The sequence below is a fragment of the Paenibacillus paludis genome (genome assembly GCF_042610515.1).
In the GTDB taxonomy this organism is placed as follows: domain Bacteria; phylum Bacillota; class Bacilli; order Paenibacillales; family Paenibacillaceae; genus Paenibacillus_AQ.
On record NZ_JBGJZP010000002.1, the window covers coordinates 250982 to 265229 of the forward strand.

The following is a 14248-nucleotide window of genomic DNA, read 5'->3' on the forward strand; positions in this document are numbered from 1 at the left end:
ATACTTTCCTTACTATTGTAAAGCCAGAATTAGATTTTGCAAATTTTTCTCCATTAATGTGAAATAGTTGTCTCCATTCTTGTCCTGTTCGGTGGTAAGTCCCTCAACCGGATTTAGCACCATCGTCTCCACACCGGCTTCACCAGCCAGGGTTTTGGCCAGCTTGTCGGAAACCAGCTCCTCGAAGAAGATATAACGGATGCCTTCCTCTTTTACCAAAGCCGCCAGATCCAGCAAATCCTGCCCGCGTGGTTCCGCATCCGGGGACAAGCCCATGATAGCATGTTGTTTCAAGCCATAATCACGCGCGAGATAAGCAAACGCCTGGTGGGACACGACGATTTCTTTATTCGGCAGCTTGGCAAGCTCTGTCGTAAACTTGCTGTCCAGCGCCTGCAAGCGCTCTGCAAGCTTGTTATAACGTTCCTCATAACCGGATTTATGCTCAGGATCGACGGACTGGAGGCTCTCTTTAATGTTCTCAGCCATCACAAGCGCGGATTTTGGACTTACCCAGGTATGGGGATCTGTATGCAGGCTGTCGGTGCCTGTTTCTTCGGAATGCTCTTCATCCGCATGTTCCTCACCTTCATGCGCATGTTCCTCGCCTCCATGATCATGCCCGTCTTCTTCATCTGTCATAATATAATCGACGCCTTTGCTGACTTCAACAGCCTTGGCTTTACTGTCGCTGTTGAGGCTTTTGAGGAAGTTTGGCACCCAGCCCTCAAGTCCGGCACCATTGTACAGAAACAGCTGGGCTTTGGAAGTATTGATGATATCCTGGCTGCGCGGGGTCCAATCATGAGGCTCCACACCCACCGGAAGCAGATTGATGACATTGGCATCTTCCCCGCCAATTTCTTTGGCAAATTCATATATAGGATAAAAAGTAGTGACTACATTCACTTTACCCTCAACGATACTCCCGCTGCTCTTGGGACCGCAGGCCGCAAGCGTTAGGATTACCAGCAGAGCAAGCACCAGCAGCAGCCCTCTGTGTGGTTTTGTTAAAGACATAATTACTATCGACTCCTTAAATCGTAAATTTTACTATGAGAATTATAATAGTAATGGTTACGATAAGTCAACTCTCATGTTCTCTCGAACGTTCCGCTGCCAGCGTCAATTACAGCTTCGAAGCTTTGTGTATCCCTTGTATCCATAACAAAAAGGAACGCCCGCAGCCATTGCTGGCTTACGTGCGTTCCCTTGCAGTCGTTCGGCGGGTCAGTGGGATTTGCCCATTTGGACCCGTTATTTGTTCTGGTACAGTCTGTTTACTTCACAATTGCACCGTTTGGCATGCTGTCCGGTACGGTTGCGATCGTCAGCTTGTCGCCTTTGGAGGCGGCCAGGATCATGCCTTGCGACAGCTCGCCGCGCAGCTTCACCGGCTTCAGGTTGACGATGCAGATTACCTTTTGTCCCACCAGCTCCTCTGGAGTGTAGAACTTGGCAATCCCGGACACCACCTGACGCTGCTCATAACCGAGATCAAGCTGCAGCTTCAACAGCTTGTCTGCCTTCTTCACCGGCTCAGCGGCGATGACCTGGGCCACGCGCAGTTCGGCTTTGGCAAAATCGTCGATGCCGATTTCTTCCTTATGCTCTTCCTCCGGCTCAGCTGCTGCGCCGCTTTCAGCGCTTGCAGGTTCCGCTTCTGCTGCCGCCGGTTTGCCGGCACCCATCGCTTCGGCGATGTAGGCAACCTCTACAGCAACATCGAGGCGCGGGAAGATTGGATCGCCTTTGGCCAGCTTCGTTCCGGCTGGAATGAGGCCGAAGGTTTTGCCGCTGTCCCAGGCTGTCAGCTCACCCGGCTGAATGCCGAGCTGCTCCCAGATCTTCGCCGGTGCGCTGGTCAGGAACGGCTGCAATAGAATCGAAGCGGTGCGCAGGCCCTCCACAAGATGTCTCATGACGGAAGCCAGCTCGCCGGTTCTGCTCTCATCCTTCGCGAGCACCCAAGGCTGGGTCTCATCAATGTATTTATTCGTACGGCTGATGAATGCCCCGATCGCGGTAAGCGCCACGGAGAACTCCATTTTTTCCATCGCTTCTTCAACTTTGGCATAGGTGCTGCCCGCAGCCGCTTCAAGCTCGCCGTCGAACGCCGTTACCTTGCCTTCGTAAGCCGGAAGTTCGCCGCCAAAATATTTCTCAACCATCGCCCCGGTCCGGTTCAGCAGATTGCCGAGGTCATTGGCCAGATCATAGTTGATCCGGTCTACAAAGCTTTCAGGCGTAAAGGTACCATCCGAGCCAAATGCCACTTCACGCAGCAGATAGTAACGCAGCGCATCCAATCCGTAGCGGTCGATCAGCGTGACCGGATCCACTACATTACCCTTGGATTTGGACATTTTGCCGTCTTTCATCAATAGCCAGCCGTGTGCGAACACTTTCTTCGGAAGCGGCTCGCCCAGCGCCATCAGGATGATCGGCCAGTAGATCGTATGGAAACGCACGATTTCCTTGCCGACAATGTGCACATCCGCAGGCCAGAACTTGTCATACAAGCTGCGGTCCTCGGAGCCATAGCCAAGCGCTGTGATATAGTTCGTCAATGCATCAATCCATACATACACGACATGCTTCTCGTCGCCCTTGACCTTAACGCCCCAATCAAAGGTTGTACGGGAGACCGCAAGGTCCTCCAGCCCGGGCTTGATGAAATTGTTGATCATTTCGTTCTTGCGTGATTCCGGCAGGATAAACTCCGGATTCTCTTCATAATACTTCAGCAGACGGTCAGCATATTTGCTCATGCGGAAGAAATAGCTTGCTTCCTTGACCAATTCGACAGGGTGGCCGCTGTCCGGGCTTTTACCGCCGGTGATGGCACCGTTTGCGTCCCGCTCGATATCCACCAGCTGAGTTTCGGTGTAGAAGGTCTCATCCGGAATGCTGTACCAGCCTTCATATTCACCTTTGTAGATGTCGCCCTGCTTCAGCAGGCGGTCAAAGATATCCTGCACCACTTTCTTGTGCCGTTCTTCCGTCGTGCGGATGAAGTCATCGTTGGAAATATCCAGCTTGCGCCACAGATCCTTAATGCCGACGACAATATCGTCAACGAACTGCTGAGGGGTCTTGCCGGCTTCAGCAGCCTTTCGTTCAATCTTCTGCCCATGCTCATCCGTACCGGTAAGATAACGGACCTCATAGCCGCGCAGGCGCTTGTAGCGGGCCATAGCATCTCCAGCTACCGTAGAGTAAGCATGCCCGATATGCAGCTTGTCACTCGGATAATAAATCGGCGTAGTCAGGTAAAAAGTTTTCTTATCGCTCATTTCATGTCATCCTTTCGTCTTGGCAAACACAATAAACACAAAAAACTCCCGCCCCTTTATGGGGCGAGAGTATACTCACGCGATACCACCCAAAGTTCCCTGGTTCTTCACAGAACACAGGCTTCGCCAGTTCCCTTGCGGAACTGTCCATTAACGCTGGAACACGCTGTTATCTTACTTAAGCCGCAACAATCCGGCTCCAGCTCGAACACAGTTCCTCCCGGACCATATTCAATCCTGCGTACCATACCGGCTCCCAGCTGTTCCCGGCTCTCTGTAATGGACGTCCCGATCTACTCATCCGTTCCTCGGAAATTGATGTTATTATCCAAAATATACCCACAATGCAGGCATCATGTCAAGTCGTGGGAGCAGCTTCGTCCCCGGCAGAGTGTTCTTTGCGCGGCGGTACCGGGTCCAGTCCCCCGGGATGGAAGGGATGGCATTTGCCAATTCGCTTCGCGGCAAGCCACGAACCCTTGAGCGGGCCATGGATTTCGATTGCTTCCAGCGCGTAGGCTGAGCAAGTCGGATAGAAGCGGCAGGTCGCCGGTTTAAGCGGCGAAATAAATTTGCGGTACACGCGGATTGGGGCCTGGATCGTTCTGCGTATAATAGGCATAATCAGTGCCCTTCTTTGCTGTGCGCCGCAAGTGCCGTCTCTTCTTCACGGTTCTGTTCACAATCCTTGCAGTAACCGAACACCTCAAATTTATGCTTGACCACCCGGAACTGATCCGGAGTATCCGTTAAATTCATCGGGCAGAAATGAATCGGGTAAGTCTTCATGCATTGAAGGCAAATCATATGGTGATGGTGATGATCCTGATTGCAGCTGCCTTTGAACTTGACGCCATCCTCAAAGACCACCTGCTCCAGCACACCCAGTTCCTCCATGACACGCAGGTTGCGGTAAACTGTATCAAAGCTGAGCCCGCTGTACTTGCGGCCCATATGCTCATAAACATCCTTCGCCGACAAATATCCCGTATTCTCGCCGAATAACTTGGCAAGCGTTTTGCGCTGATCGGTGATTCGCAGTCCCTGCCCCGACATGGCTTCCAGTATTTGTTCTGTCGACAGCATTCGCTCATCTCCCATAACATAGGTCATTTGTATTGCACTCTCTTTATAATGCCCCAAAACAAATGCCCCGTCAATGAAACGGGCCACCCAAGACTCGCTTGCTGGAAGACTTCAGGCCTAATCCCCCTATATTTGCCACAAAAAAAGCTGCCCTTCCATGACGGAAGCGGCAGCCTTTTTTTGTAGACTGGAATGTCCGTTGCCGGACATTCCAGTATTACTTAAGTACTTCCCTGTTTATTTCTTCGGAGGAAGTGGTGTGAACAGGAAGTTGATCGACAAGTTACTGCCGGAAGCCGGAGTAAACTGGATCTCTACTGGACCTTCATAATCACCGGTCCGGTACACAACGCTGTTCAAATCGGAACTTCCCAGACTTTTCTCGTTTGGCACCTGCACGACTTGATTGCCGTTAACAAGAACAGTGCCCATATAGTTTCCTCCACGCGGGTTAAAGGTAATCAGCGTATTGGCCGCTACCCGCTCCAGCCTGATTTTGTACAGAACACCGAAGTTCCCCAGATTGGTTTCCTGGAGACCTGTCAGGGCATCGAGGCCGAGCAAGTTCGGATCATTGTTATTGTCGCCGATCACGAGTCTGGCTGGAGTAGTTCCCACCAAATCCGAAACGTTAATGAGACGAGTAGAATCCGGATAGGTTCCACGATTATGGACTCCGTCACGCGGCAAGATAGGCGTTAAAGGCAGTGAAGAAATCGGCTCTTTATTCGCATCAATCATCATCACGGAATAGGTAACCGCTAAATCACTGTACAAATCAGCCTGCATCGAGACGTTATCATTTGGCTTCATGGCTATAGTATTTAGTTCTGTAAGAATCGATACGCTTTGTCCTGGCTGGATTACCGTTTGCTTGTACGAGCTGCCGTTCAGCATCGATTCCCAGTACCGTGTTACAGATTTCTGTCCGGTTAGCTCTGCAAATGAGCTAGGACCACCAAATCCGGAATATTGGGTTGTAATTGTCACAGGATACATATTGTCATTGGTGGCAATCACATATACCTTGGTGTTGATCGACAAATTATTCTTATGGTGAATCAGGAAACGTGTTGCGCCTGTAGCCGTTTCACGGTACAGAACACCCTCGCTGAACACCGTTTCCGGGCTGTTGCTGCGGATCAGAGTAAATGGCTCGGAAGACGTGTCGTATTTTAGATTCGGCCAAGTAGGGACCGGAGTGCCGTCAAATTTGAATGCTGTACCGGGTACTGCGAACAGGCGGTTAAAATCCTCTTCATTGTACAGCTGTTCTTCCGTAATAATAACTGTTTTCTCAAACGTATTGACGGCTCCATGGGAATCCGTAGCAGTCAGGCTGATGACCTTTGCACCGGGTGTAAAGAACGCCTGGGCTTTATTGGTCCATGTTACTGTAATCGTATCGCCGTCTGGATCACTGCTGTTATCCGTATAAGTGATGGGTTCACCCATTTTGTACTGTTCCTTGTCCGTGACGAAATTTGCCACCGGAGCTTCATTCGGCTTCAGAACATTGATGGTCGCAGTGTACGGATCACTCGTGCGTCCATTGGCATCCACAACGGAATAGGTAACGGTATAAATACCGGGTTCATCATAGTAGTCCCGCTTGTCTCCACCCCATAGATCACTAACGATAGGCGTATTATTCGGTGAACTGCTGGAGGTCACAAAGTTGACCATGGTTTGACCGGCATAAATTTCGGTAGGCTGAACGGTAAAAGAAGCCTTAGGCTTTGTGGAAAGCGTAAGAATTACACGTTTCTGAACAGTATCCAATACATAATTTAATTTCAGTGCCGATGTAATGGAGGTCAAAGGAATCATAAACGTTCCTTTGTACTGGTAGGTTGCACCCTTCATTGTGGACTTCTTGCCATTGACTGTATAGGTTTTGCTGTTTAGCTTAAAGCGCATTACATCGCTGCCTTTTGTAACTACGGTTTCCTTAGCCTTGGAATCATAAGTAACCTGCAGTCCTACACGTTCCACCATCGCCCGGATAGAGACGTAGGACACGCCGTTCTTGACTGCCATCGGCTGATTGGCCAAATATAACACACCGTTTACGTACATTTTGTTGCTGTTCAACATCAGCACCAGCTGGTCATCGCCTGTAGCGGAGAGCATTTGCGGATCCATACTGTTCGTCTGCATGTACGTTTGATCGGTAACCGTTGCTGGCGGCAGCGGTGTTTCCGTAGGCTCTGCAGACGGAGTCGGTGATGCTGTACCGTCCAACAATCCGCCTGACGACGGGTCAGTAGATAGGGGCACAGATGAAGCGGACGGTGTTGGTGTCGCCTCCGCGGTGCTCACGTTGCTCGGTGAAGTGGTGCTGACGGGTGCGGCGAAAACCGGTACCGCTGCGGCAACCTGTGTGATGGCCAATACAGCAGCTAATGATAATTTCTTAAGATTCATGATATGACTCCTTCTACTCCCAGTTGTAGTATATAAGGCCTGCAGTTCTCTCTCTGTAATCCTTATATTCCCCGCAAAACGCATGACGCCCTGAAAGGAAGGCAGGCAAAATTTTGCCACATGCTTTTTACAAAACATAGTATTAGACGCAGTAAGCCCTTAAAAGTTTCATTAAATGTAAAGAAAGATCAAAATCCATTTTCAACCTGTAAAAATATGATTTTTTTATAAAAAAGCCGAGGTTGCTGCGTTTTGTTATATTCTCCTTTATTTACCTTTGCTACAATGATTGCATTATAGAATTAACGCAGCGGGTGATGCCTTTGTCCAAAAAAAGTTCGATTCTGACCCAACTGATTTCCGGCTTCTCGCTTATCATTATCGCCATTGTTGCTGTCACGATTTTTTGGTCCTACCGCTCCTCCTCAGAAGCTGTACAGAGCCGCTCCAATCAGTACCTTCTGGAATCGGTCAAGCAGCTTCAGGGCAAGATGGACGCCATCCTGCTGGACCATGACAGATTATCCTCCACAATCATGCTCAGCCCAATCATCCAGAATAACCTTAAAGATGTCGCAGGCAACCGCAGACCGCGGACCGACGGACGGGAGATTAATCATTTCATTGACCAGCATACACGTTCCATTAATTACGATGTGCAGCTTAAACTTTTCAGTCTATACGATAGACAGGTCTACTCCAATACCAGCTCGCTTAAGGTGCTTTGGGAGCGGGAACAGGAAATTCACAGCGCCTACTGGTATCCGGCAATCGGGGAGAACCGGGGGAAAATGGTCTGGTTCGGCGCCGATGTCTGGCAGAATGGCAACATTCCGGTACTGATGGGCGCACGCCAAATCATTAACTATGATGATCTGCAGCCGCTGGGAACCCTGTTCCTTGTTCTTCCAGTAGCAGTTATAGACAATGCGGTCAACCAGTTTCAGCTCGGCCCCCACGAGAAGATTCAGATCTCCGATTCGTTCAACACCATCGTCTATTCGACTGATCCGAAGGACATCGGGATGTACATGGAGAGCGGAATGGTCGAGAAATTCAGCAGCGGGAAAGCGCAAGTCATTCAGCAGAAGGTAGCCTCACGGAATATGTTTATCTCCTACGCCCACTCTGCCTACAACCAGTGGAGTGTCTATGCTTATATAGATGCGAAGGAAGCAGTGAAAGATTTGAACTCCATCCGGCGGAATATCCTGCTTATCGGCTTGTTCGGCATCGCGGCTGCCTTGCTCTTCACCTTCTTTTTTTCCTGGACGCTGTCGAGGCCCATCCGAATCCTGGCTTTCAAGCTGAACAAGGTAGAACGGGGAACGACACTGCCGCTTTTGAAAAGAACGATGAACAAGGAGATGGATATTCTCTATTCAAGCTATAATTCCATGCTTCAGAACCTGGATCATACCATCGCCGATCTTGCAGATAAGCGGATCAGTGAGAAGCAGGCGCAGATCGTAGCCCTTAAGGCACAATTCCGGCCTCATTTTCTCTACAACACATTGAACACCATCTACTGGTCTCTGGCGGGTAAACGGCTGCGCGAAGAAGCACAGATGGTGCTGGCGTTAAGCGACCTGCTCCGTTACAGCATCGACCGGGGCTCTGAATTCGTTACGGTCGAGGAAGACCTGCAGCAGCTTGACCGCTTTATCTATCTGCAGAAATTGCGTTATGAAGAGAAGCTCCGGGTTGAGCTCACCGTAATTCCAGAGGTCAGGCTTTGCCAGATTATGAAGCTTACTCTTCAGCCTCTAATTGAGAATGCCATTACCCATGGCCTGGAGCCTGCAGTCCGCGATTATTGGCTGATACGGGTGCTGGTCTACAGTGAAGGCTCGTCTTTAGTCATTACCGTAGAAGACAACGGAGAAGGAATGACCGGGGAGCGGATGATAGAAGCACTCTCCACAGAGAATAACAGCCCGGTAAATCTGCTGCATACCGGGATCGGGCTCTCCAATCTGCATAACCGCATCAAATTGATTTACGGCCAGGAGTATGGCCTCAAGCTGTCAGAAAGTGAACTGGGCGGTCTGCTTGTCAGGGTGACTGTTCCTCTGCAATATGATCAGGACCACAAAGGGGGAAGCACGTAAATGCATGTGCTAATCGTCGATGATGAAAGTTTTGTCCGCCGCTCCTTGTTAGAGCTGCTGGAAAGCGAGGATTCACCCTCCAGCAAGGTAAGCTCGGCAGAAAACGGAATTGAAGCTGTCCGTATCTTGCAGGAGCATGCGGTTGATCTCGTGATCTCGGATATCCGCATGCCGGGAATGGATGGCTTGGAGCTCGCCAGACATATTCACGAAGGTTATCCTGATACCGAGACGGTACTCTTAACCGGCTACCAGGATTTCACATACGCCCGTCAGGCGATCCGCTATGGGGTAAGAGAGTATCTTGTGAAACCGAATTCGGTTGAAAGCATTCTGGGCGTTGTATCGGCAACATCTGAACGGCTGCAGCTAAAGAAGCAGCAGGAACAGCTGCTGCAGCTGCGTAATAAGCATTTGCAGAAAAAGCTGCTGTCCGACCTGCTTTACGGACTGCCGCTGCCTTTTTTTGAAACTAATCTCCTCCCCTCCTTCCATTCGCTGGTTGTCGTCACAATATCGCTCCGCGGAGATACCCTCCCGCAAAGCTGGTCAGAGCAAGCGATGTATTCTGCAGCAATCAATATTCTCGAGGAGTTGTTCAACCAGCATACCTACACGGTTGGGATTCAGGATGAGCAGGAAGCGATCTTCCTGCTGTTCTATGCACAGGAATCCGAAGATCTTGAGAACGTGAATGAAGCGTTGGCGCTGAAAGGGCTGGAGAAGCTGAAGAACCTGCTGAAATATTCATTTGGGGCTGGAATATCCAAGTTCCACCGGACGCTGGAAGAAATTACACCTGCTTACCGTGAGAGCCTCGAAGCCTTGCGGCAGGTTAAGAAAGAGAACGCCTCACCTGATATTTCCCGCAGTGACGGCAACCGGAGTTCATCTTCCGCACAATTGGAGGAACTGCTGCAGGTTAAAGCCAAACGCAGAATCATCTCCCTGATGACTGAGGCGATGAGATCAAGACTGCAGGAGAATCTCACCCTGAAGATGATTGCTGATGAGCTTTACATGAATCCCACCTACCTGGGCCGCATCTTTAAGGAGGATATGGGTGAATGCTTCTCCAGCTTTCTGACCCGGCTCCGCATCCAGAAAGCATCAGAGCTGCTGGAAGATGTCACCTTGAAGGTTTATGAAGTCAGCGATCTTGTCGGATTCAGAGATCCTGCCTATTTCAGCCTTATCTTCAAAAAAACAATGGGTGTGACGCCACAGGATTACCAGAAGCACAATAAATAAAGTTGAGGTGGGACTTCTTGTCTGCAAACCCTATAACACCGGCCTTCAAACTGCCGGCCTTCCTTCTGGCCTTGGGGCTGCTTGTATCTACCGGAGGATGCCGCATCGCATCCCAGCAGGAAGGTTTTGTTGAGCCGGACCCGCCGGTTGAGCTGAATATTTGGCTTATACCGGGATCGGGTCTGGAGCCGCTGATCGGACAATATCAGGCGCTGCATCCGGAGCTTGATATACATATCCAGATTTCTACCTTCACCCAGCTCCCCCTCAAGCTGCAGACTTCATTTGCTGCGGGCTACAGCTCCCCGGACATTGCTTCTATTGATATCAGCTATCTGGATCAGTTTAAGCAATTCCCCGAATATTTCTATGATTTGAGTCAATATGGTGCAGCGGAGCTGGAGAAGCAGTTTCTGGCGTGGAAGTGGCAGGAAGCACTGAACGGAGCTTTCATCTACGGCCTGCCAACGGATATTGGCCCCTACGCCCTGTTATACCGTCAGGATATTTTTTCGATTGCCGGACTTCCGAACACAGCGGAGGCAGTGGCTGAAAGAATTGGAACCTGGGAGCAATTTATTGAGACAGGCAAAATCATCAAAGAAAAGACGGGCAAAGCCTTCGTCAACAATCTGGAGGATCTGTATCTGGCCATTCAGCGCCAATCTCCGCTGCAATATTACAGTCCTTCCGGAGAATTGCTGGTTGAGGACAATCCGCAGATTAAGCGGGCCTGGGAGTATGCGATCGAGGCTCACCGGCTTGATCTTTCCGCACATACAGCCATAGATACGCAGCAGTGGGGAATAGAGCTGCTGACCGGGGATTTTGCTGTTATGCTCTGTCCGGCCTGGATGGTCGGACATATCAAGAGCAGCTCGCCCACAGCCAGCGGCCTGTGGAATATGACGCTGATTCCAGGAAATAGCGCTAACCGGGGAGGTTCTGTGCTGACCTTACCGAAGAGCGGCAAACATCCCGAAGAAGCCTTCGCTCTGATTAAGTGGCTGACCTCCCCCCAGCAGCAGCTTGCCGTCTTCAAAGCGCAAGGAAATTTCCCTTCAACACCGGAAATTTATGAAGCGCCGGAGATTAAGGATCAGCACGATCCTTATTTCGGCAACGCCCAGCCGGGGCTGATCTATTCCGAGTCCGCCTTGCGCATCCAGCCAACCTATTACGGCCCGCACCATACCGCAATTGAAGAAAACATGCTGGAATTCCTGACCCGTGTCGAGCTTCGTGAGCTTGATCCTGACACTGCCTGGACCTATGCTGTCCAGAATGCGAAGAAGATTGATGCCGGCTTCCGCTAGCAGCACCCGGACCGGCAAAGAGGCTTTCTCCAGCGGAATCAAACTGCCGGAGAAAGCCTCTTATAGTGTAAATCCAACTGAACCGTTACAGTATTTTATTTCTGCGCTGCTAAAAAGGCATCCAGCTGGTTCTGTTTCTCGGCAATAATCTTCTCGACTCCCGCCTTCTTCAGCTTCTCGGCATATTTCGTCAGCACGGTATCCGGGTCAACGGAGCCGGTATCCAGGCTGGTATCGAACTCATCCATAACCGCTTTGCAGGCAGCTACCTCTGTCTTCATCTGTGAAGCATCAAAGTTGAAGCCAAGCGCCACAGTGGACTTTCCCTGGGAATTGAAAGCCTTAAACTGCTCCCATTTGTCAGGAGCTTCGCTTTCCCAGACGGGATTCAGGAATTGGCTGCCCAGCATCCAGGCGGCGGCTGTATTATAGTCACCGGATTTGGCCGATGCCTTGATCGTATCTCCGCTGACGACATCATAATGGACACCCTTCACTCCGAAAACAAGCAGATTGTTGATCTCTTTATCCGTGTGCAGGAGGTTCAGCACCATCATGGCCCGGGCCGGGTCGCCGGACGAGGCCGAGATGGCCAGCATGGACCCGGCAGCATCGCTTGTGGAAATCGTCGGCTCATTGAAGGCAATCTGTTTCAACTTGCCTACCAGACCCGTAGCATTTGCAAGTTCGCTGTCTTTTCCCGGTTTAAGCGATTGCACAGTCATAAAGACATTGCCCGCTTTCATCGCATCCTGGGTTGAGGTCGTAGCAATCGCTGCATCGGCATTGATATACCCTTTCTTCATGTATTCACGGGTAAGCTTGACAATCTCCTTGTAGCGGTCAAGTTCAATCATCGAAGTAATCTTGGTGTCCTGGCTATCCTTCAGCAGGATGCCGGGAATCGCCGCATCGCCGAGTGTATCATACTGTGCCATATACTGAGAATTGAACGTCTCTCCCTGTTTAAAATAAAGCGGTGTAATATCCGGTCTCTTATCTTTGACTACCTTAAGTACAGCATCCAGATCCTGAATGGATTTCACATTCGCCATATCAATTCCAAGTTCATCCGCAATATCCGACCGGTAGACAATTCCTCCCTGTGCCGCCAACTCCTTATTTGTAGGAACCGCATAGTTCACACCGTTGATCGCTGAACCCTTAAGGAATTGCGGATCAAGGGTATCCAGTATGCCTTGGCCGTAATCCTTCAGCAGATTGCCACTCTGTCCGCCATCATCATTCAGCGGAAGGTAAGCACCCTTGGCAGCGTTGGTAACATAATATCTCCATTGCGCCGTAAAGATCAGATCGAATTTCTCCTGGCTGGCAATCTTGAGATTCGTCTCACTGTCCCATTGCCCCCAGTCAATCGGTGCAATGTCCAGCTTCGCATTAATCTTCGGCTCCAGGATTTTGTTGATAGCTTCTTCTACCATCACTTCATCCTTTTGCGGAGCGCCAACATAAATTAACTTCACAATGTAAGGCTTAAGCTCCTTTGCCGGGTCCGCCGTCGGATCAGCGCTAGCCTCCGTTTTGACAGCGCTTGCATTTTCAGCAGGCTTCTGGGACGCCGTATCTTTATTGGCGTTGCTGCCGTTATCCCCCCCACAACCGGATAAACCAAGTGTGAAAACAACCATGAGCATCAACAGTACTATGGAGCCTTTTCGCACAACCTTCATCTGAAACATAACCTCCCCAATTATTTTGTTTATGCTGGACCGGCCGCTTTAACGGCAGTGCCGCAAATCGGCCGGGTAAAACCGGAACAAGTTGCTGTCACCCCTTGACGGCACCGACAGTAAGCCCTTGGATGAAATACTTCTGAAAGAAGGAGTAGACGAACACGATCGGGCCAATCCCTATAACAGCCATTGCCATACGCACCGTTTCTGTAGGCAGCTTGATCTCTACACCCTGTGCTGCGAGCGCCGCCATCGCCTGCGGGCTTGCCGTCAGAAACTGCACGTTCAGCATCGTTTTATACATGAGGTACTGCAGATTGACATGTCCATCCGGAGATATGAAGATCAGGCTGAGATACCAGTCGTTCCAATAGGCCAAGGTCTGAAACAGCCCCACTGTAGCAAGGACCGGCAACGACAACGGCAGAATAATCCGGATAAATATCCGCAATTCGGAAGCGCCGTCAATTTTAGCGGATTCGATTAGTGCCGGTGGTATCGTGTTCGCAAAGAACGTTCGAAGCAGCATGACAAAGAATGCAGAAACCAGCAGCGGCATAATCAGGATCCACAAAGTATCCTTGAGATGTACCATCCGTGTATAGACCAGATACCATGGCACCAGCCCCCCGTTAAACAGCATCGTGAAAAACATGAAGAAGGCGAAGAAATTTTTGTGCGGAAAATCGCTTCTTGAAGTTGGATAAGCATACAGCGCCATAATAAGCAGGCTCAAAATCGTTCCAGCCACTGTAACGAATAAAGAAACTGCTGCTGCATCAAGAATCTGCTTGTAATCCTTCAGTAGAAACTCATAGGATGATGTATCCCATTGCTTCGGGAAGAAGCTGTATCCATTACGGAGGACGGCGTCCTCATTCGAGAACGATACAATGATGACCAGCAGGAGCGGTATGATACAAAGCGCTGAGTAGATCCAGAAGAATATATTTATGAGCAGATTGGAGATCCCGGAGATCTCATTGGGCTTTTTTTGCCGTTTCAAGGCTTTGCCGGGTCTAAGAATTAAGCCATCTGCCGTTTCCGTTGTTACACTCATGCTCCCC

General features: G+C 50.2%; 10 protein-coding genes. 3 read left to right on the plus strand and 7 right to left on the minus strand.

Annotated features, from left to right (window positions below):
* Positions 1–12: 12 nt before the first annotated feature.
* The 5 genes from ACAN56_RS04510 to ACAN56_RS04530 all read right to left on the minus strand — a co-directional run bounded on the left by ACAN56_RS04510 (position 13) and on the right by ACAN56_RS04530 (position 6809).
* Positions 13–1020 (minus strand): metal ABC transporter solute-binding protein, Zn/Mn family, encoded by a 1008-nt coding sequence (locus ACAN56_RS04510; RefSeq protein WP_038594952.1) that lies wholly within the window; start codon positions 1018–1020, stop codon positions 13–15.
* Between the two features lie 260 nt (positions 1021–1280).
* Positions 1281–3296: a methionine--tRNA ligase gene (gene metG / locus ACAN56_RS04515; RefSeq protein ID WP_038594953.1), complete on the minus strand. Its 2016-nt coding sequence runs from the start codon at positions 3294–3296 to the stop codon at positions 1281–1283.
* Between the two features lie 358 nt (positions 3297–3654).
* Positions 3655–3918: a membrane protein insertion efficiency factor YidD gene (gene yidD, locus ACAN56_RS04520; protein WP_341379210.1), complete on the minus strand. Its 264-nt coding sequence runs from the start codon at positions 3916–3918 to the stop codon at positions 3655–3657.
* A 2-nt stretch (positions 3919–3920) separates the two neighbouring features.
* A complete protein-coding gene (locus ACAN56_RS04525) occupies positions 3921–4382 on the minus strand; it encodes a Fur family transcriptional regulator (RefSeq protein WP_038600332.1) in 462 nt (153 codons plus the stop codon).
* A gap of 237 nt (positions 4383–4619) precedes the next feature.
* On the minus strand, positions 4620–6809 hold the full coding sequence (locus tag ACAN56_RS04530; RefSeq protein WP_379140732.1) for a copper amine oxidase N-terminal domain-containing protein: 2190 nt from the start codon (positions 6807–6809) through the stop codon (positions 4620–4622).
* Positions 6810–7132: 323 nt separating this feature from the next.
* Between ACAN56_RS04530 and ACAN56_RS04535 the strand changes: the two genes are divergently transcribed.
* From ACAN56_RS04535 to ACAN56_RS04545, 3 genes are read left to right on the plus strand one after another with little or no spacing between them, the layout of a single operon-like run.
* Positions 7133–8920 (plus strand): sensor histidine kinase, encoded by a 1788-nt coding sequence (locus tag ACAN56_RS04535; protein WP_038594956.1) that lies wholly within the window; start codon positions 7133–7135, stop codon positions 8918–8920.
* Positions 8921–10171 (plus strand): response regulator, encoded by a 1251-nt coding sequence (locus ACAN56_RS04540; RefSeq protein WP_379140734.1) that lies wholly within the window; start codon positions 8921–8923, stop codon positions 10169–10171.
* A 17-nt stretch (positions 10172–10188) separates the two neighbouring features.
* Positions 10189–11487, plus strand: a complete 1299-nt coding sequence (locus ACAN56_RS04545) for an ABC transporter substrate-binding protein (protein ID WP_052092223.1) — start codon at positions 10189–10191, stop codon at positions 11485–11487.
* Between the two features lie 95 nt (positions 11488–11582).
* Here the strand turns inward: ACAN56_RS04545 and ACAN56_RS04550 are convergent, their stop codons facing one another.
* Positions 11583–13178 (minus strand): ABC transporter substrate-binding protein, encoded by a 1596-nt coding sequence (locus tag ACAN56_RS04550; RefSeq protein ID WP_379140737.1) that lies wholly within the window; start codon positions 13176–13178, stop codon positions 11583–11585.
* Between the two features lie 97 nt (positions 13179–13275).
* Positions 13276–14241, minus strand: coding sequence for a carbohydrate ABC transporter permease (locus ACAN56_RS04555; RefSeq protein ID WP_379140739.1), 966 nt, complete (start codon positions 14239–14241; stop codon positions 13276–13278).
* Between the last annotated feature and the right edge of the window lie 7 nt (positions 14242–14248).

Coding starts and splice junctions, on each gene's coding strand:
- ACAN56_RS04555 (WP_379140739.1), bottom strand. CDS start 14,241: ATGAGTGTAACAACGGAAACGGCAGATGGCTTAATTCTTAGACCCGGC.
- ACAN56_RS04540 (WP_379140734.1), top strand. CDS start 8,921: ATGCATGTGCTAATCGTCGATGATGAAAGTTTTGTCCGCCGCTCCTTG.
- ACAN56_RS04525 (WP_038600332.1), bottom strand. CDS start 4,382: ATGCTGTCGACAGAACAAATACTGGAAGCCATGTCGGGGCAGGGACTG.
- ACAN56_RS04530 (WP_379140732.1), bottom strand. CDS start 6,809: ATGAATCTTAAGAAATTATCATTAGCTGCTGTATTGGCCATCACACAG.
- ACAN56_RS04510 (WP_038594952.1), bottom strand. CDS start 1,020: ATGTCTTTAACAAAACCACACAGAGGGCTGCTGCTGGTGCTTGCTCTG.
- ACAN56_RS04550 (WP_379140737.1), bottom strand. CDS start 13,178: ATGAAGGTTGTGCGAAAAGGCTCCATAGTACTGTTGATGCTCATGGTT.
- yidD (WP_341379210.1), bottom strand. CDS start 3,918: ATGCCTATTATACGCAGAACGATCCAGGCCCCAATCCGCGTGTACCGC.
- metG (WP_038594953.1), bottom strand. CDS start 3,296: ATGAGCGATAAGAAAACTTTTTACCTGACTACGCCGATTTATTATCCG.